26 protein-coding genes are annotated in these 23830 nt (G+C 37.9%); 19 read left to right on the forward strand and 7 right to left on the reverse strand.

The genetic code is table 11. The annotated features are described in order from the left end of the window. Positions 1-1173 (reverse strand): proprotein convertase P-domain-containing protein (locus Q0X89_RS17170; RefSeq protein WP_297696471.1); only part of this gene is annotated, 1173 nt, incomplete at its 3' end. Positions 1174-1209: 36 nt separating this feature from the next. After that, positions 1210-3228, reverse strand: a complete 2019-nt coding sequence (locus tag Q0X89_RS17175) for a reprolysin-like metallopeptidase (RefSeq protein ID WP_297696473.1) — start codon at positions 3226-3228, stop codon at positions 1210-1212. A 50-nt stretch (positions 3229-3278) separates the two neighbouring features. Between Q0X89_RS17175 and Q0X89_RS17180 the strand changes: the two genes are divergently transcribed. From Q0X89_RS17180 to Q0X89_RS17265, 17 genes are all read left to right on the forward strand, one after another. After that, on the forward strand, positions 3279-4205 hold the full coding sequence (locus Q0X89_RS17180) for a bifunctional riboflavin kinase/FAD synthetase (RefSeq protein WP_297696475.1): 927 nt from the start codon (positions 3279-3281) through the stop codon (positions 4203-4205). Further along, a complete protein-coding gene (locus Q0X89_RS17185; protein WP_297696477.1) occupies positions 4206-5546 on the forward strand; it encodes an HTTM domain-containing protein in 1341 nt (446 codons plus the stop codon). Positions 5547-5655: 109 nt separating this feature from the next. After that, entirely contained in the window at positions 5656-6927 is a 1272-nt protein-coding gene (gene serS, locus Q0X89_RS17190) for a serine--tRNA ligase (RefSeq protein ID WP_297696479.1), read from the forward strand. Between the two features lie 156 nt (positions 6928-7083). Then, a complete protein-coding gene (locus Q0X89_RS17195) occupies positions 7084-8868 on the forward strand; it encodes a tetratricopeptide repeat protein (RefSeq protein ID WP_297696481.1) in 1785 nt (594 codons plus the stop codon). Positions 8869-8901: 33 nt separating this feature from the next. Further along, complete coding sequence (locus Q0X89_RS18120) at positions 8902-9549, forward strand: DUF4286 family protein (RefSeq protein ID WP_367177075.1); 648 nt, start codon at positions 8902-8904, stop codon at positions 9547-9549. Between the two features lie 3 nt (positions 9550-9552). Next, positions 9553-10413 (forward strand): 16S rRNA (adenine(1518)-N(6)/adenine(1519)-N(6))-dimethyltransferase RsmA, encoded by an 861-nt coding sequence (rsmA, locus tag Q0X89_RS17210; RefSeq protein ID WP_297696483.1) that lies wholly within the window; start codon positions 9553-9555, stop codon positions 10411-10413. Further along, positions 10400-11752, forward strand: a complete 1353-nt coding sequence (gene mgtE / locus Q0X89_RS17215) for a magnesium transporter (RefSeq protein WP_297696523.1) — start codon at positions 10400-10402, stop codon at positions 11750-11752. Before rsmA ends, mgtE begins: the two co-directional genes overlap by 14 nt. A 76-nt stretch (positions 11753-11828) precedes the next feature. Beyond that, positions 11829-12755, forward strand: coding sequence for a carbon-nitrogen hydrolase family protein (locus Q0X89_RS17220; RefSeq protein ID WP_297696485.1), 927 nt, complete (start codon positions 11829-11831; stop codon positions 12753-12755). 4 nt (positions 12756-12759) lie between these two features. Then, complete coding sequence (locus Q0X89_RS17225) at positions 12760-13722, forward strand: exo-alpha-sialidase (protein WP_297696487.1); 963 nt, start codon at positions 12760-12762, stop codon at positions 13720-13722. Positions 13723-13727: 5 nt separating this feature from the next. Continuing rightward, complete coding sequence (locus Q0X89_RS17230; RefSeq protein ID WP_297696489.1) at positions 13728-14093, forward strand: cupin domain-containing protein; 366 nt, start codon at positions 13728-13730, stop codon at positions 14091-14093. A gap of 6 nt (positions 14094-14099) precedes the next feature. Continuing rightward, the gene (locus Q0X89_RS17235) at positions 14100-15038 is read left to right on the forward strand and encodes a 2-hydroxyacid dehydrogenase (RefSeq protein ID WP_297696491.1); all 939 of its coding nucleotides are present in this window, start codon (positions 14100-14102) and stop codon (positions 15036-15038) included. 24 nt (positions 15039-15062) lie between these two features. Continuing rightward, entirely contained in the window at positions 15063-15518 is a 456-nt protein-coding gene (locus Q0X89_RS17240; protein WP_297696493.1) for a DUF1801 domain-containing protein, read from the forward strand. 4 nt (positions 15519-15522) lie between these two features. Continuing rightward, entirely contained in the window at positions 15523-15909 is a 387-nt protein-coding gene (locus tag Q0X89_RS17245; protein WP_297696495.1) for a VOC family protein, read from the forward strand. A 50-nt stretch (positions 15910-15959) separates the two neighbouring features. Further along, on the forward strand, positions 15960-16484 hold the full coding sequence (locus Q0X89_RS17250; protein ID WP_297696497.1) for a TM2 domain-containing protein: 525 nt from the start codon (positions 15960-15962) through the stop codon (positions 16482-16484). Positions 16485-16565: 81 nt separating this feature from the next. Beyond that, on the forward strand, positions 16566-16889 hold the full coding sequence (locus Q0X89_RS17255; RefSeq protein WP_297696499.1) for a helix-turn-helix transcriptional regulator: 324 nt from the start codon (positions 16566-16568) through the stop codon (positions 16887-16889). Between the two features lie 10 nt (positions 16890-16899). Then, a complete protein-coding gene (locus Q0X89_RS17260; RefSeq protein WP_297696501.1) occupies positions 16900-17388 on the forward strand; it encodes a DUF6428 family protein in 489 nt (162 codons plus the stop codon). 66 nt (positions 17389-17454) lie between these two features. Continuing rightward, positions 17455-17784: a GNAT family N-acetyltransferase gene (locus Q0X89_RS17265; RefSeq protein ID WP_297696503.1), complete on the forward strand. Its 330-nt coding sequence runs from the start codon at positions 17455-17457 to the stop codon at positions 17782-17784. Here the strand turns inward: Q0X89_RS17265 and Q0X89_RS18125 are convergent. Then, complete coding sequence (locus tag Q0X89_RS18125; protein ID WP_367177076.1) at positions 17744-17980, reverse strand: hypothetical protein; 237 nt, start codon at positions 17978-17980, stop codon at positions 17744-17746. The genes Q0X89_RS17265 and Q0X89_RS18125 overlap by 41 nt on opposite strands. On the opposite strand from Q0X89_RS18125, the gene Q0X89_RS17270 reads away from it, so the two are divergent. Beyond that, positions 17955-18374: an arsenate reductase ArsC gene (locus tag Q0X89_RS17270; RefSeq protein WP_297696505.1), complete on the forward strand. Its 420-nt coding sequence runs from the start codon at positions 17955-17957 to the stop codon at positions 18372-18374. The two genes, Q0X89_RS18125 and Q0X89_RS17270, sit on opposite strands and share 26 nt — an antisense overlap. On the opposite strand, the gene Q0X89_RS17275 is transcribed toward Q0X89_RS17270, so the two are convergent. The 3 genes from Q0X89_RS17275 to Q0X89_RS17285 all read right to left on the reverse strand — a co-directional run bounded on the left by Q0X89_RS17275 (position 18371) and on the right by Q0X89_RS17285 (position 21995). Further along, a complete protein-coding gene (locus Q0X89_RS17275) occupies positions 18371-20182 on the reverse strand; it encodes a lysophospholipid acyltransferase family protein (protein ID WP_297696507.1) in 1812 nt (603 codons plus the stop codon). The two genes, Q0X89_RS17270 and Q0X89_RS17275, sit on opposite strands and share 4 nt — an antisense overlap. A gap of 83 nt (positions 20183-20265) precedes the next feature. After that, complete coding sequence (locus Q0X89_RS17280) at positions 20266-21519, reverse strand: aspartate kinase (RefSeq protein ID WP_297696509.1); 1254 nt, start codon at positions 21517-21519, stop codon at positions 20266-20268. Then, a complete protein-coding gene (locus Q0X89_RS17285) occupies positions 21516-21995 on the reverse strand; it encodes a GNAT family N-acetyltransferase (RefSeq protein ID WP_297696511.1) in 480 nt (159 codons plus the stop codon). The genes Q0X89_RS17280 and Q0X89_RS17285 overlap by 4 nt, the downstream gene beginning before the upstream one ends. 113 nt (positions 21996-22108) lie before the next feature. Between Q0X89_RS17285 and fbp the strand changes: the two genes are divergently transcribed. Then, positions 22109-23131 carry a class 1 fructose-bisphosphatase gene (gene fbp / locus Q0X89_RS17290; protein ID WP_297696513.1) on the forward strand — a complete coding sequence of 341 codons (1023 nt, stop codon included), beginning with the start codon at positions 22109-22111 and terminating at the stop codon, positions 23129-23131. Positions 23132-23156: 25 nt separating this feature from the next. Here fbp and Q0X89_RS17295 read toward each other — a convergent pair whose 3' ends face one another. After that, positions 23157-23579, reverse strand: a complete 423-nt coding sequence (locus tag Q0X89_RS17295) for a TerB family tellurite resistance protein (RefSeq protein ID WP_297696515.1) — start codon at positions 23577-23579, stop codon at positions 23157-23159. Between the last annotated feature and the right edge of the window lie 251 nt (positions 23580-23830).

A 23830-nucleotide genomic window follows, 5' to 3' on the forward strand; every position in this document is an offset into this window, starting at 1 on the left:
CAGTTCATAAACATTTATAAAGTCCTCCGTAATATTCAAGCCGTTACCCAATACATTAACTGTGTAATCCATAGACATGACGGCAGTTAATTCAAATGATCCGTTATCATTGGTTATGCAGGATTCACTTTCTATTGCCAGGTTAAAATTATCTGTGGCAAAACGGTAAACGGCACAGCCATCTGCATCCACCTCAGTTCCCGGAGCAGTTCCCAGACAACGGTCATCCCCATCATCAAAAACACCATCTGCATCGTCATCGGGTCTCAATTCACCTTCACCACAGATTTCCAGGAAAAAATTATTTATTGTACCTCCATCAGCCGGTGCAGTGTCAGTAACAGTCAATATCCATTCGCCAAAAGATGATTCGCCATTAAATGAGGCCAATGAACCCAATGGACTTACTGTTCCACTAATTGCTACTCCTCCGCTGCTACATACAAAAGGATCTCCGTTATCATCAAAAACTGCATCAATATTTTCCAATTCTCCACAAGAGTTAGAAGTTAAAATAACCTCTGTTCCCTGGGGCGAAGTAATACTAATTATAAGATCTGCCAGAAAGCTGTGTTCCAATTCCAGGCCGACATTTACATCCGTAACAGGTAAATCATTTAAGAATGTAATTTTTGAAGTTACCGTTGGCGTACCAATAGAGCTTATATTCACAGGTAAGTCTTTGGCTATTTCAATATCGCAACTTATGGTTATGGTTGTAAAACTGAATGGCGTACCAAAGGTACCTTCCCCACAAGAATTTTTTGGTTTTACCCTCCAGAAATACGTGGTTTCTTCCTGTAAATTTTGTGGTAAATAGGTGTTAAAAATAATATCATTCGCAGATTCAATAACTGTAGTAAACAATACATCTGTTGCAATTTCTATATCGTATGCACTGTACCTGGAATCTAACTCCCATACAAGTTGCTGTTGCAAGCCTACTTCTGTAGCCGTATCTATTGGAGTCTGTAAAATAACATCTGAGAAGTTTGCATCACTAATCGTAATATTTAAAGCTACATCTTTCGTGAGGCTCAGGGATGTGGCCGTAATATTCACAGGATATTCCCCGGGAGTCACAAGATCTGTATTTGAAAATGTAATAGAAACCGGCTTATTGTTAGCCGTCTCGGTCGGAGGTGTAAAAACTGCCGTAAGGCCGGGAGGCATACCCAGTGCACTGAAGGTAACATCTTCATTAAATCCTCAATATGTATCATATATAAAAGGTATTACTAGATCATTGGGCTCACAAACACTATGATTGAGATCGGCAAAATTCAAGATAATTTCAGAATCCTCAATAATAAAATCAGAAGAATTAATGCTGAAGAAGATATTGTCTGTACCCTTAACCATAAAACGACCGGTTGTAGTACTATTGCCGGGAATAATAACTTCATGACTCCCATCGTTTGGAACGGCTGCAGCTACCAGTATTGGAAAACTAAGGCCTCCATCTGTTGACAGAAATATATCTACCTCTTGAGTATTTATTGGTGTTTGGTTGGTGTTGGCAACATCCCAGCTAATTGTTTGTACAGTTCCTGCTGTATAAGTTTCTGTCGTATTTTGAGAGGTTACCACAAATGGTCCCGCACTGTTTATAACATTAAGTTTTACCAATTCTGATGCTACCTGCCCTCCTCCTACAGCATTATCCCTGACAGTTAAGGCGAAGTTCATTTCCCGTTCCACATTGGAAACGGTTTCCCAGGCAGAATTAATTGGCGGATTGGTTTGTGTTAAGTTGCCCTGGATGACCTCCGATAATTTTGGAAAATATCTATTGGTATCCGTAGCAGGCCTAAGCGATCTGAAGTTTGCTCCGCTTGGATTGTCGGGTCCAAAGTTAGCTGTCGTAACCACGCCATCATCTATTTGTTCCCATGCATAGGTAAGTACATCTGTAGTATCGGGATCTATGGCATTTCCTCTTAAAACAAAGGGTGTTCCTTTGGGAATAATGTAATCCCCTATTGGGTTAATAACAGGAGGATTGTTTATTAGGGGCGTAAGCTCGCCACAACTTGTAGTCTGAAGATATTCTATAATTTGAAATATGCTGTAGTAATGAAAATAGTCATCCCCGTCCGGTGCTACATTTTCTCCGGGTATTATGCCGGCATATCCCATAATTGTCGTTCCCGTACCCGGTTCGGCCTGTACCAAAGTACCTTCTGATTCAAAAGACCAGGTATGATTTGCACCAAATTGGTGTCCCAATTCATGAGCTACAAAATCGAGATCAAAGATATCACCTTGTGGATTTAGAGCAGCAGCGTATGCACTCCCTTTTTGGTTATCTCTGCACACAGACCCTATGAAACCTGCATTACCTCCATCGGTATCTTCATGAAATAAATGACCCACGTCATAATTTGCTTCGCCAATTGTTGAAGTAAGCGTACTTTGAACCTCTGAATTCAAATTTCCTCCGTATGGGTCTGTATCCGGATCTGTAAAAATTACCAAATCTGTATTGGCGATCAATTCCAGTGTAACACCTAAATCGGTTTCAAAAACCTGGTTCACCCTTGTAAGCGTGGCATTTATGGCCGCGAGTGCATCGGGTATCGTACCCCCGTGAAATTCGGTATATTCACCTGTTGCGGAAACTGCTAATCTGTATTTCCTCAGCACCTGATCATCCACCAGTTTGGAAGCAGAACCATTGATACTTTTTTCAAATGCCGATTCTGTATAACATATGAACTCACTATCTAGTTTTGAATATAAACTCCTGTCGTAAACAACATAAGTGCTCTCTTCGGCAAGGGCTTTTTCCATGAAAGTTGTCTTTTCACTTCCTGAATGAACAATCATGCTTTGGACACCCTTATGTGATATACTAAAACGAATACGATCTTCATTACCATCCATGCTATAACCCGAGTAAGACTTTATACCAGGATATTTTTTGGACAATTCCGGTGACAAGACGGCATTTTCTGAAATTCTAAACCCTCTTAATTTCCCTTTGATATCCGGAAAATAAACTATTCCTTTATCATTCTTTAGCGTAGAAATAGATAAAAGTTCCTCATATAAAGATGCCTGGTCCAATTGAAAAACCTTAACTTTAGTTACGTCCGGATTGGATAGAGAAGGTGAAGCTATCTTACTAGGTCCCAACTCCTGGCCCCAATATTTGGATTGCGCAGATCCGTAAAAGGAGAGAAAAATTATGGTAATTGATAAAACTAGACGTAGTTTTGTTAGCATCAAGGGAATTTTAAACTTTTAAAAATAAGCCTTTTTATTATTTTATTTGTGTGGTCACAGTTCAAAGCATTTCCAATTACGATAAAAAGCACCCTACTGCTATAACCATAGGCACTTTTGACGGTGTTCACATAGGTCATAGAAAAATACTTGAACGCCTCATAAATGATGCCAAAAATACAGGTTTGCGATCTACGGTACTAACTTTTTTCCCGCATCCCAGAATGGTTTTACAAAAAGATACCGAAATACGGCTTCTTAATACCATACAGGAAAAAATCAAAATTTTAGATCGTATTGGCCTGGATTACCTAATAATTCATCCCTTTACGCTCGAATTTTCACGCCTGTCTTCTACCGAATTTGTTCGGGATATCCTTGTGAATGAATTAAAAGCAAAAAAAATTATTATCGGTTATGACCACCGCTTTGGAAGAAACAGAAATGCAAATATCCAGGATCTTATCGCGTTTGGAAATACCTTAAATTTTGAAGTGGAAGAAATTGCAGCACAGGAAATAGATGATGTTTCTGTAAGTTCTACAAAAATCAGAAATGCGATTATAGATGGCGATATGAAGACCGCAAATGAATACCTGGGTTATAACTATATGCTAACGGGCGATGTTAAAAAGGGGAAAGGTCTTGGCAGACAATTGAATTTCCCAACGGCAAATTTATTTATCAAAGAAAAATATAAACTCATTCCTAAAAATGGAGTTTATGTAGTTAAAAGTATCCTTAATGACAAGCTTTTTTACGGAATGATGAACATTGGTTTTAATCCAACCGTTGATGGTTCCTCAAAGAGCATTGAAATCCATTTTTTTGATTTTAAATCCGATATTTACGGAGAAAATATTCAAGTAGATATTCTTCAGCGCATTCGCGATGAACATAAGTTTAACTCATTGGAAGAACTTAAAACACAATTGCTGAAAGACAAACAAACTTCAATAGCCATAATTTCTAGCTAGATGTTTAATGATTTTTTCTTTAAAAGAACAGACAATAGTCCCTTAATCATTTTTCGCATATTTTTAGGCATCCTCATTAGCCTGGAATGCTATGGAGCCATACTTACCGGATGGGTACGGAGAACTTTAATAGAGCCTGAGTTTACCTTTTCTTTTATTGGTTTTGAATGGCTGCAACCCTTACCGGGATACGGTATGTATTTCTACTTTTTTATTATGGGTACACTGGGAATATTCATTGCTCTTGGGTATAAGTACAGATTTAGCATTATTTTATTTACGCTGCTCTGGACCGCAGTGTACCTGATGCAAAAAACTTCCTACAACAATCATTATTATTTACTGGTGCTGATTTCCCTGATAATGTGTTTTTTTCCTGCCAACCAGGCATATTCATTAGATGCTCGGGCCAGGCCGCAGATAAGGAGTGAAAGTGTGTACAGCTATGTAAAATGGACTATTGTACTTCAACTTTTTATCGTTTATACCTATGCAGCCCTGGCAAAATTATATGCAGATTGGCTAGATTTTAGTTTTGTGCAAATTTTGATGCGAGACAAAGCTCATTATTGGCTCATAGGGGATTTGTTACAGGAATCCTGGGTGCATAAAGTGATTTCAACAATGGGAATTATGTTCGATTTACTAATAGTTCCCGCTTTGCTATGGAAACCCAGCAGAAAAATAGCTTTTACCTTCGCCATATTCTTTCACCTTTTCAATTCAATAGTATTTCAAATTGGGATCTTTCCTTACCTTGCGCTGGCCTTTACGGTATTCTTTTTTGAACCTGAGACGATAAGAAAACTTTTCTTTAAAAAGAAGCCTTCCTTCCAATCTTCTCAAATAAATTTCCCTGCCTACAAAAACCTTTTTATAGCTGGATTCGGAATTTACTTTATGGTTCAACTAATTCTTCCTGTAAGACATTATTTTATAAAAGATGATGTTCTTTGGACTGAAGAAGGTCACAGATTGAGTTGGCGGATGATGTTGAGAAGCAGGTCTGGCATAATAAGTTTCAAAGTTATAAATAATGACAATGGCAATATCATAAATGTAAACGTCAATGACTATCTTTCGAAGAAGCAGAAAGCAAGGATTGCCGCTTATCCGGATTTTATTTGGCAATTTGCACAACGCCTAAAAAAGATATACTCCAAAGATGGTGCAGCTATTTCCGTTTATGTAAACTCAAGAGTCCGTGTAAATGGCAGTAAATTTAAACCCTTTATTGATCCGGAAGTAGATCTGGCCGCAGAACCCTGGGATCATTTCAAACATCATAACTGGATCCTTCCTTCCCACGAAACTAAAGCCAAAGAAGCTTCTGCCGAATAGTACTTATCTCAGCTAATTAATTTAATGTGGAAGAATAAATAAATTGTTGCTTCCCCACATTGATACATTAATCAATTAACCCTAAATTTGCGGCTTAAAACATCTCAACATGTTGCAGTTACAAGTCTTACGGACAAATAAAGATCAGATTGCGAAAGCTCTGAAAAAACGCAATTTTGATGCGGAATTTCATTTAAATAAGGTACTTGGCCTCGATGAAAAAAGACGCGCACTGCAAACAGATCTGGATAATATACTTGCCGAAGGCAATAAACTTTCCAAAGAGATTGGTGTCCTTTTTAAAAGTGGGAAAGCAGAGGAAGCAAATCAAATTAAGCAAAAGACTACACAGCTAAAAGACGATTCTAAAAGACTAACTGAAGAACTAAATGTTGTTGCAAATGAGCTGGAGGATGCGCTCTATCAAATTCCAAATGTCCCCCATGAATCTGTTCCTGCAGGAAATACCGAGGAAGATAATGAAGAAGTATTTCGCGAGGGAGACATTCCCGTACTAAGCAGTGATGCTCAACCACATTGGGAACTGGCGAAAAAATATGACATCATAGATTTTGAACTGGGTGTAAAAATTACCGGCGCGGGCTTTCCCGTTTACAAAGGTAAGGGTGCCCGCTTACAGCGTGCTTTAATTGCCTATTTTTTAGATAAGAATACAGAAGCCGGTTATACGGAAATGCAGGTACCTCTGTTGGTAAATGAGGCATCCGGATATGGTACTGGTCAACTCCCGGATAAGGAAGGTCAGATGTATCATGTTACAGAAGATGATCTTTACCTGATACCCACTTCTGAAGTACCTCTTACAAATGTCTTAAGGGATACCATCCTTGATAAAAATGATTTCCCTATTTGCTATACTGGCTATACCCCTTGTTTCAGAAGGGAAGCAGGTAGTTACGGCGCACATGTAAGGGGGCTCAACCGCCTGCACCAGTTCGACAAGGTAGAAATAGTACGTGTAGAACATCCCGATAATTCGTATCTGGCACTTGATGCCATGGTAGAACATGTAAAAAATATCCTAAGGGAATTAAAACTGCCATTCAGGATTTTACGTCTGTGCGCAGGTGATCTGGGCTTTACCTCGGCACTTACCTATGACTTTGAGGTTTTTTCAACTGCCCAGGACCGTTGGCTGGAAATTAGTTCTGTCTCAAATTTCGAAACTTTTCAGGCAAACAGATTAAAGCTGCGTTACCGCGATGAAAATAAAAAAACACAATTAGCTCATACCTTAAATGGAAGCTCTTTGGCCCTGCCAAGAGTTTTGGCCGGCATTCTTGAAAATTGCCAGAGTGCAGACGGAATAAATATTCCCGATGTCCTGGTGCCCTATACTGGTTTTAGTAAAATAGATTAGATTTTATTATAGTTTATTGACCATTAGAGGGAAAACCCAAAATGTGTTACCCATTTTGGAATTGAATGAATCATGGTAAAAGTTCAGTTCAGCGATATTATGTTTTCTTTGACAGTGTTTTTTACTGAGCTTGGTTAAATTTGATAAATTTCCAATATGCGATTTGCCTTACTATTTATTTGTTTTATCTGTTCCTTTCATTTAGGAGCACAAGAAGATTTTTTGGCTAAACAGTATTTCAACGATGGTGAATTCAAGAAAGCGGTTGTCTTTTACAAAAATCTGGTAGACAAAAATCCAAGGCGAACAGATTATACCGAAGGACTGATTGCCTGCTACCAACAGTTGGAAATGTACAAAGAGGCAGAGACTTTTCTTTTAAAGAAAATTACATCTCGTAACCCTTACCCAACTATTTATATTGAATTGGGGTATAATTACCTGTTGCAGGACCAGACAGAAAAGGCCAAAGAGTATTATGAAATTGCACTTTCAAAAATAGAGGAAAATCCAAATTATGGCTATGGAATAGGGTTCAGGTTTCAACGTTATGCCCTTTTAGACTACGCGCTTAGAGCTTACTCGAAAGCGATGGAATTAAATCCGGAGTTAGACTACAATTTTCAAATGGCACGTATTTATGGAGAACAGGGAGATATTGAAAGGATGTATGATTCGTATTTGGAGTTAATCTCAGCAGGCAAAGCCACACAAATTAATGTGCTTCGCAATCTTGATAATTTTATTAACTCAGATTCGGAAAATCCAAATAACCTTAAACTGAAAAAAATTCTTTTACAAAAGGCTCAAAAGAATCCGGACATACTGTGGAATGAAATATTGAGCTGGTTATTTGTACAACAAAAACAATACAGTAGTGCCTTCAATCAGGAAAAAGCCATATATAAAAGATCAGGAGCATTTTCGCTTCAGCGTTTGATTGGCCTGGCCGATATTGCTATTGAAGATAATGCCATTGAAGATGCAAAGGCAATTCTAACCTATATAGACAAAAATTCTAATGACCCGGTTATTAAACTTAATGCCCGCCTTAATCTCATTGATATTGAACTTTTGAATGCCGGCAAAAAACAACTAGACGAAGTTGAAAAGAAATTTGAGTCCCTAATGGAGGTTTATGGATATGAAAATCAAACCTTGCAATTACAAATTGCCTATTCCAATTTTCTCACTTTTAAAAAAGGTAAACCCCAGGAAGCTGTTGCTATTCTCAAGAAATGTTTAGAACTTCCCCTTGAGCGCTTTAGCAAAGCCTATGTTAAACTTGCCCTTGGAGACATTCTCGTTTTTGACCAGAAATTCAATGAAGCACTGATTAATTTTTCCCAGGTCCAAAAAAGTTTAAAAAATGACGTTTTAGGTCAGGATGCAAGATTTAAAGTAGCCCAAACGAGTTTTTACAAAGGTGATTTTGATTGGGCATTTACTCAGCTTAAGGTTTTAAGAGGCTCAACTTCACAACTTATTGCAAACGATGCCATGCAATTAAGCCTTTTAATTTCAGACAATTCTTTAGAAGATTCAACTCAGACTGCTTTAAAAAAATATGCCAGAGCAGACCTCCTGGCTTATCAACAGAATACGCTGGAAGCCATTGAAATCTTAGATGATATTCTAATAAATCACAAGGGAGAAAAAATAGAAGATGAGGCGCTTCTAAAACAAGGCGAGCTTTTAGAGCTTGTTAAGGATTATGAGGCGGCAGAATTTAACTATCTAAAAATTGTTGAATTTTATGGGAATGATATTTTGGCTGATGATGCTCATTTTGCACTTGCAGAGCTTTACAGGCACATCTTAAATGAACCCGAGAAAGCTAAAGAGCATTACGAGAAAATTATATACAATTACCAGAACAGCTACTACTTTCCACAGGCACGTAAAAATTTCAGAATATTGCGTGGTGATAGTATTAACTAAAATTTTCATATACTGAATTATAAAATTTAAAGTATGATTATCTACAGTGTTACCATTAATATAGATGAATCTGTGCACGATAAATGGTTGGAATGGATGAAGGATACCCATATTCCGGAAGTAATGGGGACGGGGAAATTCATAAATGCAAAGATCGCAAAGGTATTGGTAGAAGAAGAAATGGGAGGGATTACTTATTCAATTCAGTACACTGCTGAAAACAAGGAAATTTTAGATAAATATTACGCTGAGGATTCCGAAAGAATGCGTGAAGAGGTAACAAAAAACTTCGGAAACAAGTTTGTTGCCTTCAGAACAGAGCTGGCCGTTGTAAAAGAATTTAATGACAATAGATTAAATGCTACGGAATACCTGTTTACCTATGGAACCTTACAGCAGGAAGATATTCAGTTAACTGTTTTTTCAAGAACACTTTCCGGTTTTAACGATGTTCTTTTAGGTTATAAGCTATCTGATGAGAAAGTAGTTGGTGTATACCCTGTAATGCATCGCTCAGAAGAGCCTGCAGATTTCGTTAATGGCCGGGTCTATATGTGTAGTAATAAAGAAATTTTGGAAGCTGATAAATATGAGGGCCCTGCTTATAAAAGAATTAAGGTAGTCCTGAACTCCGGAAAAACTGCATGGGCTTATATAAGTAGTACCCAGCAACCGAATTAGACAATGGCCAAAAAGCGTAAAAAACACAGTTCGTTTAAAAAGAGCACAAGGCAGGAAGAAAGTCCGGTTAAAGCCAAAAAATATCTGGGCCAGCACTTTCTTAAAGATGAAGAAATTGCAAAACGAATAGCAGAAACGCTTTCAATGGAGGGCTATACTAATGTACTTGAAATCGGCCCTGGCACCGGCGTCCTCACAAAATATTTACTCCAGCGTTCTGCGAACCTGATAGCCATGGAGTTGGACGAGGAATCTATCATATATCTTAACCATAGCTTTCAGTTGGAACACAATGAAATTCTTCAGCTAAATAGTTCGCTGGAGATAATCCAGGCCGATTTTCTAAAATATAACCTTTCAACTTTATTCAAAAATGAACCTTTTGCCATTATCGGCAATTTTCCCTACAACATCTCTACGCAAATAGTTTTCAGGTTATTGGAGGTTCGCGACAGGGTTCCCGAATTTTCAGGAATGTTCCAAAAAGAAGTAGCTCAGCGCATTTGTGCTAATGAAGGTAATAAAACCTATGGAATCCTTTCGGTTTTGGTTCAGGCATTCTATCATGCTGAATATCTTTTCACCGTAAATCCGGAGGTTTTTGAGCCTCCTCCAAAAGTTGAATCGGGGGTATTAAGGCTTTTAAGGAAAGAAAATTTTATGCTGGACTGTGATGAAAAATTATTTTTTAGAGTAGTAAAGACTGGCTTTAACCAGCGCAGAAAGACCTTAAGAAACAGTTTAAAAATATTTAACCTTTCTGATAATCTAAAAGAAGATGCTATCTTTGACCGGCGTCCCGAAGAATTGGCTGTTGCCCAATTTATCACGCTGACTAAGAAGATAGATGATGACTCCATTTAAACTCACAGATGAGCTATTGGCAGAAATTGAGCTGCTTATAGAATCCGGGAAAGACAACGATTTAAGATCTTTCATGGAGGAGATTCACTATGCAGATATTGCAGAAATAGCCAATGATCTTAACGAAAAGTCTGCCACATATCTTATTAAACTTCTGGATAGTGATAAAACCTCTGATGTACTTATTGAATTGGACGATGATGTTCGGGAATCCATACTTAATAACCTGTCTTCCAAAGAAATAGCAGAAGAATTAGAGGAACTGGATACCGATGATGCCGCGGATATTGTTGGGGAATTACCCAAGGAAATTGTTGAAGAAGTAATTTCTGAAATTGAAGACCGGGAACATGCAAAGGATATTGTAGATCTGCTGCGCTACAAAGAGGATTCTGCGGGTGGACTTATGGCAAAGGAATTGGTAAAGGTAAATGAAAACTGGAACGTGCTTACCTGCGTAAAAGAAATGAGAGCTCAGGCAGAAAATGTAACCAGAGTACACTCTATTTATGTAGTAGATGATGATGATAAACTAATAGGCAGGCTTTCCCTAAAAGATCTGCTGACGACCTCTACAAAATCCCCGATTAAAGATGTTTATATTCCAAAAGTAGATCGTGTTAATGTAAACGAAAAGCCCGAGGAGGTGGCCAAGATTATGTCCAAGTACGACCTGGAAGCCATTCCCGTAGTGGATGAGATTGGCAGGTTGGTTGGTAGAATTACTATTGATGATATTGTAGACGTTATAAAAGAAGAAGCCGAGAAAGACTATCAGCTGGCAGCAGGTATCTCGCAGGATGTAGAGGCAGATGATAGTATTTGGGATTTGACAAGAGCTCGGTTACCCTGGTTGTTTTTAGGTCTTTTAGGCGGTATTGGTGCGGCGGCAATCATGGGAGGGTTCGAAGAAATGATAAGCAATCATGCTATTTTATTCTTTTTTACCCCTTTAATTGCAGCTATGGCAGGTAATGTTGGTGTGCAATCCAGCGCAATTATAGTACAGGGCCTTGCAAATGACGACCTGAAGGGAAGCATTAGTAATCGCCTTATAAAAGAAATGCTCCTGGCTACCTTAAATGGCATTGTATTGGGAGTGGTTCTATTGCTGTTTACATGGTTCTGGCAAGGTAATTTTCCGGCAGCACTTGCTATTTCTATTTCCCTTGTTGTCGTAATCATCGTAGCCGGGATCATCGGCACTTTTATTCCTTTGTTTCTGGATAAACGGGGTATAGATCCGGCAATTGCCACTGGACCTTTTATCACTACAAGCAATGATATTTTTGGAATCCTGATTTATTTCTGGATTGCAAAAGTTATTTTAGGAATTTAGCCTTCACTTTTTATTAAAATTGGATACCTTAGGGTCCCCGAAATCTAATTTAAATTCTATTCAAGAATTTTTGTCTATGCCAATAAAAGTAGGATTAGTCCAGGAGAGCCCTGTTTTTTTTAACAAAGCAGAAACCATTTTTAAAATTGAGAGGATCACCAAAAAGTATGCGGAAAAAGGTTGTGATTTATTGGTATTTCCGGAATCTTTTATCCCCGGGTATCCAAGAGGATTTACATTTGGCGCTACTATAGGAAGCAGATCGGAAAAGGGCCGCAAGCTTTATGCTGAATACTATGAGAATAGTCTCAACACCAACAGTGAAGATCTCAAAAGACTTGAATATATTTCAAAAAAATATGAGATCTATCTGGTTATAGGGGTGACGGAAAAAGATGATATAAGTGGTAGTCTATACTGTTCAATGCTCTATATATCCCCTAATTCCGGATTGCTGGGTACGCATAGAAAAATTAAACCTACCGGAACAGAAAGAATTGTCTGGGCAGAGGCTTCCGGTGAATCATTAACCACGTATCAAACCAAGATAGGCAGGTTGGGTGGACTTATCTGTTGGGAAAATTATATGCCCCTGGCCAGAATGTCTATGTATAACAAAGGTGTTGAGATTTATATTGCACCTACCGCAGATGCCAGGGAAGAATGGACCTCAACAATGCAGCATATTGCCCTGGAAGGTCGCTGTTTCGTGCTGGGCTGCAACCAGTATTTTACCAAATCCATGTATCCCAAAAACTACAAGTCGCTTGTTGATGATGAATCCGAAACAATGTGTCGCGGAGGCAGTATAATAGTAGCACCTAATGGGAAAATTATTGCGGGGCCCTTGTACGATAAGGCTGGGGTACTTTTGGCCGAAATAGATTTGGGAGAAATTAAGTTGAACAAACTCGATTTTGATGTAATTGGACATTATGCCCGAAATGATATTTTTCAACTTGAGGTAAAAGATCAGCCTGAAATTAAGAAGGAAAAATATTAGCCTTATGAAAACCCATATACTTTATCTTTTAGTTCTAATCTTTTTCAGTAGTAGCTGCAAAACTGAAAACAACATAACGTTTGATCTTGAACTAAATCCGGAACAGCTCGAAGTATTTGGCCTGGATTATATTTCCACTGCTTTGAATGAAAGAGATATTGCCATTTCACCAGATGGAAATCATTTGGTCTATACCCTGGGAGATTATAAGCAGACAATCAGGAGTTTGGTGAGTATAAAGAAGAAAGGTGTGGGATGGGGAGATAAAGAAATCTTACCTTTTTCCGGCAATTACAATGATATTGAACCATTTTTTGCTGATGACGGCAGTAAATTGTTCTTTGCGTCTAACAGGCCCATGGGTGAAGACAGTACCAGAACAGATTACAATATCTGGTATGCTGAGCAGGTAAATGGCAAATGGAGTAACCCTATTGCTCTGGACACATTGGTAAACGGTCCGGGTGATGAATTTTACCCATCTGTAAGTTCTAATGGAAACCTGTATTTTACTGCAACACGAACAGGCGGTATTGGAAGAGAAGATATATTTGTCAGTACCTTTTCGAAGGGTAAGTACAGCGCCCCAATACCACTAGATTCTACTGTTAACACCAAAACCTTTGAGTTTAATGCTTTTATCAGTCCGGATGAAGAGCTATTGATTTTCAGTTCGTATGGAAGGGTAGATGGTTTAGGTGGAGGTGACTTATATTATAGTAAAAAAGATAAAATGGGCAAATGGAAAAAAGCTGAGAATTTAGGTGAGGTAATTAACTCAGACAAGTTAGATTACTGTCCGTTTATAGATATTCCCAGAAATAATTTTTACTTTACCAGTGACAGGGCAAAGGCCCCTGAGGATAGGATTAAAACAGTCCCGGAACTAACCAATGAAGCCAACAAGGTTTTAAATGGTATGGGTAACATTTACAGAATTAATATGGATAAATTAAATCTGAACTAAAAGAGATGAAAGCTATAAATCTAAAAGAAAAGCATGCAGCATTTACCAATAAATGGCATCCGCATCAGATTGCACAGGTAGATGATATGCAGGTAATCCTCGCAAAAATTCAGGGAGAATTTGTTTGGCACTCTCATGAGAATGAGGATGAACTTTTTCAGGTTTTAAAAGGCACTTTATATATGCAATTCAGGGACAGGACAGAGGTTGTTCAAGAAGGTGAAATTATTGTTGTTCCCAGGGGAGTAGAACACTGTCCGTCTACAAAAGATGATGAAGAAGTACATTTATTGCTCTTTGAAAAGTTAACAACGGCTCATACAGGAACTGTACAGCATCCAATCACGCAAACCAAATATCCCAAAATTTAAGAAAGAATGAAAATCCTCCACTTAGACACCAATCATCCTTTGCTTATAGAGCAATTCAACGCTATCGGTTTTGAGAATATTGAAGAATATACGGCATCCAAATCCGAAGTAGAAAAGACTATTCACATGTATGACGGGCTTATTCTCAGGAGCAGGTTTACCATAGACAAAAGCTTTTTAGAGAAAGCCCAAAATCTGAAATTCATTGGCAGACTTGGGTCTGGTTTGGAAAATATCGATGTGGATTACGCCCGGGATAAAGGAATATTTTTGGCCGCTGCACCCGAAGGTAATCGCAACGCTGTTGGGGAACATTCCCTTGGATTATTATTGGCTCTTTTTAATAAACTGACGAAAGCCAACAACGAAGTAAAAAATGGAAGATGGGATAGGGAAGGTAACCGGGGAACTGAATTGGATGGTAAAACCGTGGGCATAATAGGCTATGGCAATACGGGCAAAGCCTTTGCTAAAAAACTCAGGGGTTTTGATATTGAGGTAATTTGCTATGACATTGTAGGAGGAGTATCTGATGAAAATGCCAGGCAGGTCGGGATAATGGAATTAGAGCAAAAATCTGATATAATTAGCCTTCATGTGCCTCAAACGCCGGAAACTCTGGGAATGATTAATACTGAGTTTATCAATGCTTTTCAAAAGCCTTTTTGGTTGTTAAACACGGCAAGAGGAAAATGTGTGGTAACTGAAGACCTGGTAACGGCTTTAAAATCAGGGAAAATATTAGGAGCCGGATTAGACGTACTGGAATATGAAAAAGCCTCTTTTGAGGACATGTTTTCTCAGGAAAGTCTCCCGGAAGCCTTTCAATTTTTAGTTGATGCCGAGAATGTTATTCTCTCTCCTCATGTGGCGGGGTGGACAATGGAAAGTAAGGAAAAATTAGCACAGACCATAGTAGACAAAATTAAGGCCAGATTTTCTTAAATTTAGGGTGCTAAGAAAATCATTATGCAATCAAAAGCCAAAACTCCGGAAGACTATATTTCCGAACTACCTGAAGAGAGAAAACAACCTATATCAAAGCTAAGAGAAACTATCCTAAAAAACCTTCCCGGAGGATTTGAAGAAGAAATGAGTTATGGGATGATAGGTTATGTTGTGCCTCATTCGCTGTATCCGGCAGGATATCGCGTAAATCCGGATCTTCCATTGCCATTTATCAATATTGCCTCCCAAAAAAATTTTATAGCCCTTTATCATATGGGTATTTATAGTGATAAAGATTTATTGAACTGGTTTGTTTCGGAATATCCAAAACATGTAAAAACCAAATTAGATATGGGCAAAAGTTGCATCAGGTTTAAAAACACAAACCATATTCCTTATAAATTAATTGGCGAATTAGTATCAAAAATGAGCGCAGAGCAATGGATAAAAAAGTGCGAACAAGCCTGGAAAAAATAATCCTATGAAAAAAAGAGTAACCGGATTAGGTGGGTTTTTCTTTAAAACCAAGAATCCTGATAAAATAAAAAATTGGTACAATAACCATTTAGGGTTAGACACCGACCAATACGGATGCACATTTTGGTGGAAAGACAAAAAAGGTAATGATTGTTCCACACAATGGAGCCCTTTTAAAGAAGACACCTCCTATTTTCAACCCAGTAAAAAAGAATTTATGATGAATTTTCGGGTTGAGAATTTAGAAGCACTATTAGCTGTACTAAAGGAGGAAGGTGTTACAGTTGTAGGGGAAATGGAGGAATACGAATATGGCAAATTTGGATGGATTATGGATCCGGAAGGCAATAAAATAGAACTTTGGGAACCAGTTGATAAAGCATTTCTCTGATACCAAAATAATTATTACATTTAAGAGAGTATTAACCAACACTTATAATCATGTCTGAAGAAAACAAGGATCCCGAAGACAAAGGGGAGGGTGCATTTGATAAAGCTAAAGAAAAAGCCAAAGAAAAAGCGAAGGAAGCCAAGGAAAAGGCCAAGGAATTTACTGAAGAGGCTAAAGAATCTGCCAAAGAAGCAAAAGAAAAGGCTAAAGAATTTGCTGAAGAGGCCAAAGAATCTGCAAGTGATTTTGCCGAGGAGGCCAAGAAAACTGCAAGCGAGTTTACAGAAGGCGTAAAAAGTGCAACTGATACGGATAACAAAAAAATACTAGCCGGGATACTTGGTATAGTATTAGGTGCCTTTGGAGTTCACAAGTTCATATTAGGGTATCAGAAAGAAGGTTTTATCCTCTTAGGTATTACTATTGTTGGATTCGTTCTTAGCTGCATAGGAATTGGCATATTTATGGTGTGGATAAGTGGTATGATAGGATTAGTAGAAGGCATTATTTACCTCACTAAATCTGATGAGGATTTCTATAACACCTACCAGGTAGGTAGAAAGCCCTGGTTCTAAAATCTAAAAAGTCAGGTTTTTTTATGATCTGACTTTTTTTATTAATTCTATTATCGTAATATTGCAATATATAAATATATAATGGGAATCACAAAAACACAGATATTCACCGCGGAACAGAATGAACTGGCTACAATTTTAAAAGTACTGGGCAATCCTGCGAGGATAGCCATTTTGCAACACATAAACAATCAGAAAGACTGTATCTGCAATGATATAGTTGAAGAAATTGGGCTTGCTCAATCTACCATTTCACAACATTTAAAGGAACTCAAAAGCATTAGTTTAATTGAGGGTGAAATAAGTGGAAAACGCGTATGCTACTGTATCAATCAAAACAAATGGCAGGAAATACTGGTGTTACTAAATGATTTCTTTGATAAGACAAACCTAAACTGTTGCTAAAAACAAGCAAATGAAGACAAAAGAATTTTTATCTCTCTTAAGAGAAAACGGAAATAAAGAATTAGTATTCGACTATAACAAAGGGGCACTTGTGGGTGCCAACTATCACCTGACTGAAGTGAAAAATATCACCGTAGATTCTGTAGATTGTGGTGCGGGAACAGATTTTTGGAAAGAAACCATTGTTCAACTCTGGGAAAGTCCGTCTGAATTAGATAAAACAAGATATATGACTGTTTCTAAAGCACTTCAAATTCTAAACAAGGTAAACGGAATTAAACCTATGGATTTGGAAGCCGAATTAAAGATTGAATATGGAAAAACTGACTTCCACACCGCTCAACTATTTATTGATGCATTTGAAACTTTTGAAGACCGGTTACTCATAAAACTGGCGGTGGAAAAAACAGATTGTAAGGCTAAGGAGGAATGTGGAGTGCCCGTAGAAATTAGTGCAGAAAAAGAAGCCTGTTGTGCACCTGGCGCGGGTTGCTGCTAATAAATTGGTAATAACACCAGGATGTCCATAAACCATTTAAAAAAAACAGAGCTGTTAATTTTAGAAATGTCGGAAACCCATTGGTCCGCAGTTGCTGAAATTTATAAGCAAGGTGTTGGTACAGGTTTTGCAACATTTGAAAAAAAGATTCCTTCCTATGAACAATGGAACAATAATCATATTTCTAGTTGCAGGTTGGTTGCATTAAATGATGATAAAGTTGAAGGTTGGGCAGCGTTGTCCGCTGTTTCCGGCAGGTGTGTCTATGGAGGTGTTGCAGAAGTAAGCATTTATATTGCAGAAACAGCAAGGGGATTAGGGATTGGTTATCTTCTTATGGAAGAACTCATTACCTCTAGCGAAAAGGCAGGTTTATCTTTTCCCGGGTATCGATGACCCGCCAGATACGTTTTTCCCAGAGGATATCGGCAGCTCTTACCGGGGGGTATGGCAATGCTTTATTGGTGTTTAGCTCACTGCGATCAACAATTCCATCCAGAAAGACGAAGTAAAATTGTTGGTATTGATTAAAACATATTAAATCTAAAAATAAAGAAGCAGTTAAAATGAAAAATATCTTGGTATTGTGCACAGGTAACTCCTGTCGAAGTCAAATGGCGCATGGTTATCTTAAGGCGATGCAAAATGGAAAAGCCAAAATCTACAGTGCAGGAATTGAAACCCATGGTTTGAATCCGGGTGCTGTTGCTATAATGAAAGAGGATGGGATAGATATTTCAAAACATACCTCAAATAATGTAGATGAATACGATGGTATATCATGGGATTACATAATTACGGTCTGTGACCATGCCAGGGAAAACTGCCCCTATATTCCTTCAAAGATGGCAAAAAGAATCCACCACAACTTTTTTGACCCTTCAAAAGTACAGGGCACAGAAGAAGAAAAACATGCAGCTTTCCTAAAAGCGAGAAATGAGATAAGAAACTTCTGTAAAGGATTTATTGAGAAGGAATTTAATTAAGATACTTGGTTATTTTCAGTAAGCTTTTTTTCCAGTTCAGCCTGGAATTCCTCCATGACAGGTTTTACCGTGCTCTCCGGTAAATCAGCTATTTTAATATACATCAAGCCGTCTACAGAATTATTAAATAAAGGGTCAACATTAAAAGCAACCACTCGTGCATTTTGCTTGATATACTTTTTAATAAGCACGGGAAGCCTCAAACTGCCCGGCTCCACTTCATCGATTAGCCTGTCAAATTTATTGAGATCTGCTTCGGTTTCATCAAAAATAAATTCCTTGTCGGCATCATTTAATTTCACTTTAAATTCTTTCTTCGGCCGTATATATTGGGCCACGTAAGGATCCCAATAATTAGATTTCATGAACTCTATCATCAAGGATTTGGAGAAATTGGAAAATTGGTTACTTATACTAACGCCTCCAATTAAATATTTGTGTTCCGGATGCCTAAGCGTTGTATGAACAATCCCTTTCCACAAAAGAAACAAGGGCATAGGTTTCTGTTGATATTCCTTAACAATATAGGCCCGTCCCATTTCTATTGATTGTTGCATCATGCCGTATAATTCGGGTTCAAACCCAAACAAATCCTGTAAATAGAAACCATCAATTCCATATTTCCTGAATATTTCCGAACCCATCCCCATTCTATAGGCGCCTACTATTTTCTTCTCGTCATTATCCCACAGGAATAAATGGTGGTAGTAATAATCAAATTTATCAAGGTCAATAGATTTGTTTGTCCCCTCACCTATTGCCCTGAACGTAAGTTCTCTTTGCCTTCCTATTTCTTTCAGAATAAAAGGCATGTCTTTTGCCTGCGCTAAAAACACTTCATAATTCTTGCTTTGTAATAAACGACAATCCTTCTCCCTTAATTTTTCTAATTCTCCCTGAATTACTTCTGTCCGCATTTCACCTGCTATCTTTCTGGGAGTTTTTGGTATTTTTAAAGTAGTTGGGATCTGATCTATTAAACGTTCTTTTTCATAAGCATTCGCCAGTATGTACGTTTTTTTACGCAACAGCTCCGAAAACTCCTCTAAGCTTTCGTGTTCCTTTTGGGATTGTACGCCTATAGGTTGACCTATTCTTACCTTTATAGCCCTGTTTCTTTGCGTAGTAACTTCTGAAGGTAATTTGGCCGTTCGGAAAACATCATTCAATTTCGATAAATGATAAAATAATTTACTATTCTTTGCGTGGAAATAGATAGGCACTATAGGAACTTCGGCTTTTCGGATAAGTTTTAATGCGGACTCCTCCCAGGGTCTGTCAACTATAAGTTTCCCATCTTTATATGTAGACACTTCTCCTGCCGGGAATATACCCAGGGGATGACCATCCCTTAAATGGCTCAAGGCGCTTTTAAATCCCGCAATACTACTTTTAGCATCCTTATGATTTTCAAAAGGATTAACCGGCATGATGTAAGGTGCCAGCGGTGCCACCCTATGAAGTAAAAAATTCGCAATAATTTTGAAATCCGGTCTTTTTTGTAGCATCAGCTTTAGAAGTAAAACGCCGTCAATTCCTCCCAGCGGATGATTGCTAATAGTAATGTATGCCCCCTCTTTAGGCAATCGTTTAAAATCATTTTCCGGTATTTCAAAGTTAATTTCATAGTGTTCCAGAATAGCGTCCAGGAATTTGGGCCCTTCCAGTTCCTTATGTTTGTCGTAAAACTTATTGATGTCCGACAATTTGGTTAACCTGACCAGGATCCATCCCATGAATGTTCCGAAAAAACCATATCGTTGGAGATTTACGGCCTTGGCTACTTCTTTTACGGTGACTAAACCCATGGAATATCTAAGTATATGTAAGTAAATATAGGAAAATAGAGAGGAGAGCCCCCTATTTTAACACAGTAAAATACGACTTTGGATTATTGCTTTACTACCAATTGCAAGGTTTCCTTACCGCGCTGTTCTAAAAGAACATCTCTCCCATTCTGTAAGGATTCTATGGCCTCAGTATTAAAATGTCGGATAGTATACAAAGAAACATCTTCATGGCAGACTACCTTAAACCTGCCGGAAAGTTGATCAAGTAAATCGTTAAGACGGTTAAATTTATTATCGACACAGACAGAAAAACTAATTGCCGAATTCTGAATAAGATCTACCTTCATTTTATAATCATGCAGCAACTTAAAGAGGTCACCTATGCTGTCTTCAACTATAAATGAAAAATCCAGCGAAGAGAGTTTCATCAAAACCTGATTCTTCTTAACAATAAAACAAGGTATCTCGGGTTCAATCCCAACACCCTTGCCAACCGTAGTGCCGGCATCCTTAGGATTAATAAACGATTTTACATGCAGTGGTATTTCCTTTCTCTGTAACGGCTGTAATGTCTTGGGGTGTATAACAGAAGCCCCATAAAAGGCCAGTTCAATTGCTTCTCTATAGGATATTTGGTTCAATAGTTTTGTCTCTTCAAAATACCTCGGATCTGCATTCAGAACTCCCGGAACATCTTTCCATATAGTAACAGAATTGGCATTAAGGCAATAGGCCAGAATAGCAGCAGTATAGTCAGAACCTTCTCTGCCAAGTGTTGTGGTGAAATTGTTATCGTCACTCCCCAAAAATCCCTGGGTAATATATAATTTATTCTTTTCAACCCCGTCTTCAATAGACTTTTGCGTTTTTTCCCAGTTTACTCTTCCGTCTCTGTAATTGTCATCCGTCTTTATAAAATCCCGAATATCAATCCAGTAATTTTTAATTCCTACTTCATTGAGATACATACTCACTATAGTGGTTGAAAGTAATTCCCCATAGCCAACTACCTGGTCATAAACAAAACTGTAATTGGGCGATTTGTTCCAGGCTAAAAAGCCATTGACCTCTTCGAACAGAAGGTTAACTTTTTGATAAACCGGATGCTTTTTATTTTTAAATAGTTCTTCCAGTATATTCTGGTGATACAACACTACTTCTTCAAGAGCACTTTTTAGCCCAATACGTTCATCAAAATATGCTTTAACTACGGCCTCCATCGCATTGGTCATTTTTCCCATCGCCGAAACCACTAAAAATGTATTCTGATGTCCTGTCTCTTCAAGAACTCTTACTAAATTTTTGATTCCATTGGCATCTTTAACCGATGCTCCTCCAAACTTAAATACTCTCATAAGTTGCTTAAATATTCTTGAATCCCTTTTTCATCTAAATGTACCACATCCCAATCACGCAATACTTTGGCTCCTTTCTTTTCATAAAACTCAATAGCAGGACTATTCCAGTCGAGCACGTCCCAGGATATACGTTTAACGCCCAATTGCGCTCCATATTTTACAACTTCATTTAACAGGGCCGTCCCCAGGCCGCTACCACGGAATCCTTCTGAAACAATCAGGTCTTCTAAATGTATTACCGGACCTTTCCAGGTTGAGTACCTTGGATATAGCAAGGCCATTCCTTCAACATTCTTATCTATAACCCCTACAAAACAATGAAATAGTTTTTCACTTCCAAAACCATCCTTAATCAGTCGTTCTGTTGTCATCTCCACAGCATGAGCCTCTCTCTCGAATATTGCCAATTCCTTTATTAATTTTAAAACAGCTGGCATATCTTCTGCAACTGATTCTCTGATTTGATATTTCATGATTGTTACAAATAAAACACAAAGTTATATATTTAAAAAATTACGAGTTTACGAAAACCTTATAGTTTAACAAAATAACCGATATTTGTACTTAAATAAAACAAGCTTCCTGTATGGATAAAAAAAATAAAACTCTTGGCGAATTTGTCATAGAAAATCAGGCTTCATTCCAATACTCTTCAGGAGAATTTTCCAGACTGATAAACGCAATAAGACTTGCCAGCAAGGTAGTGAATCATGAAGTTAATAAGGCCGGACTTGTGGATATCCTGGGCGCGGCCGGTGATACTAATATACAGGGTGAAGATCAGCAAAAACTTGACGTGCTTGCGAATGATAAATTTATTCAGACCTTAAAAAACAGGGAAATAGTTTGTGGTATTGCGTCAGAGGAGGAAGACGATTTTATATCCATTAATAGCCATGACGAAAGGCATCAAAACAAATATGTGGTCCTTATTGACCCCTTAGATGGTTCTTCTAATATTGACGTAAACGTTTCTGTTGGTACCATCTTTTCCATTTATAGAAGAATTACTCCTGTGGGAACCCCGGTTACCCTTGAAGATTTTCTTCAGCCGGGCATAAATCAGGTAGCTGCAGGCTATGTAGTATATGGGACCTCAACTATGCTCGTATATACTACGGGACATGGTGTTAACGGTTTTACATTAAATCCGGCTATAGGTACATTTTATCTTTCACATCCAGATATGCAGTATCCTGAAACAGGTAAAATATATTCGGTTAATGAAGGTAACTATATTCATTTTCCTCAGGGTGTAAAGGATTATATTAAATACTGCCAGTTAGAAGAAGAGGACAGGCCATATACTTCAAGATATATTGGTTCCCTGGTTTCAGATTTTCACAGGAATATGATAAAGGGTGGCATCTATATGTATCCTAAAAGCAGCATTGCATCAAATGGTAAATTGCGACTACTCTACGAATGTAATCCTATGGCATTTATTGCAGAACAAGCGAATGGAAAAGCGAGTGATGGGTATACAAGAATAATGGAAATTCAACCAAAAGAATTGCACGAACGCGTACCTTTCTTTTGCGGTAGCCCAAGAATGGTTGAAAAAGCTGAGGAGTTTATGGCCAGACAACGAGCCGAGTCAAACGGTTAAGCCTTCTATTATTTTACGATTTCTGCTAATGTTTGAGGATATAGAGATAATCCTCAAAATTAAATCTTCCACTAAATATTGCCACAGACTTTTCTACGATGTGGTTGGCTTTTTTAACTGGAAATCCCAATCCAATGGCGTATTTTTTTAGCAATGCCATCTCCTCATCTTCCACATTATGATCCACATAAATTAATCTAAATAGATCATACAAGCGTTCAAGGCGTTCCTCCAAACTGTTCGAAGGAGTAATAGGATATTGGTTAGACTTCTTCATTACTTCCTTATATTCCTTAGGGGTAATATCCAGCTTACGGGCAAAACGGTCTAATAAGCCTTTTTCTCCGCGATTGATCTCCCCATCAACAGCTGCAAGAGATGCTAAAGAAGCGAAATGAGCTAAATTTCGCCTATGTTCACTATGAAAGTATAAATCTACTATGGCCATAAAACAGTACTAAAATTTAAACTGTAAAGATACTTTTTTTAAAGGTCATACTTTGAATAAATATTCAAAATATTTAATAAATTCTCTCAAATTTACGATCTATATTCCCGATTGGTTTCAATGAGAAAGTTGTAATTTCACAGAGCTCCTGACTGGGTCATATTTTTAATAATGTCAAATCTAATTCAGGAGAAAAACAACCCTTGATAAAAGCAAGATAGGACACCAATAAATAATGCATGTGTATACTT

The sequence above is a fragment of the uncultured Eudoraea sp. genome (assembly GCF_947258525.1).
In the GTDB taxonomy this organism is placed as follows: Bacteria; Bacteroidota; Bacteroidia; order Flavobacteriales; family Flavobacteriaceae; genus Eudoraea.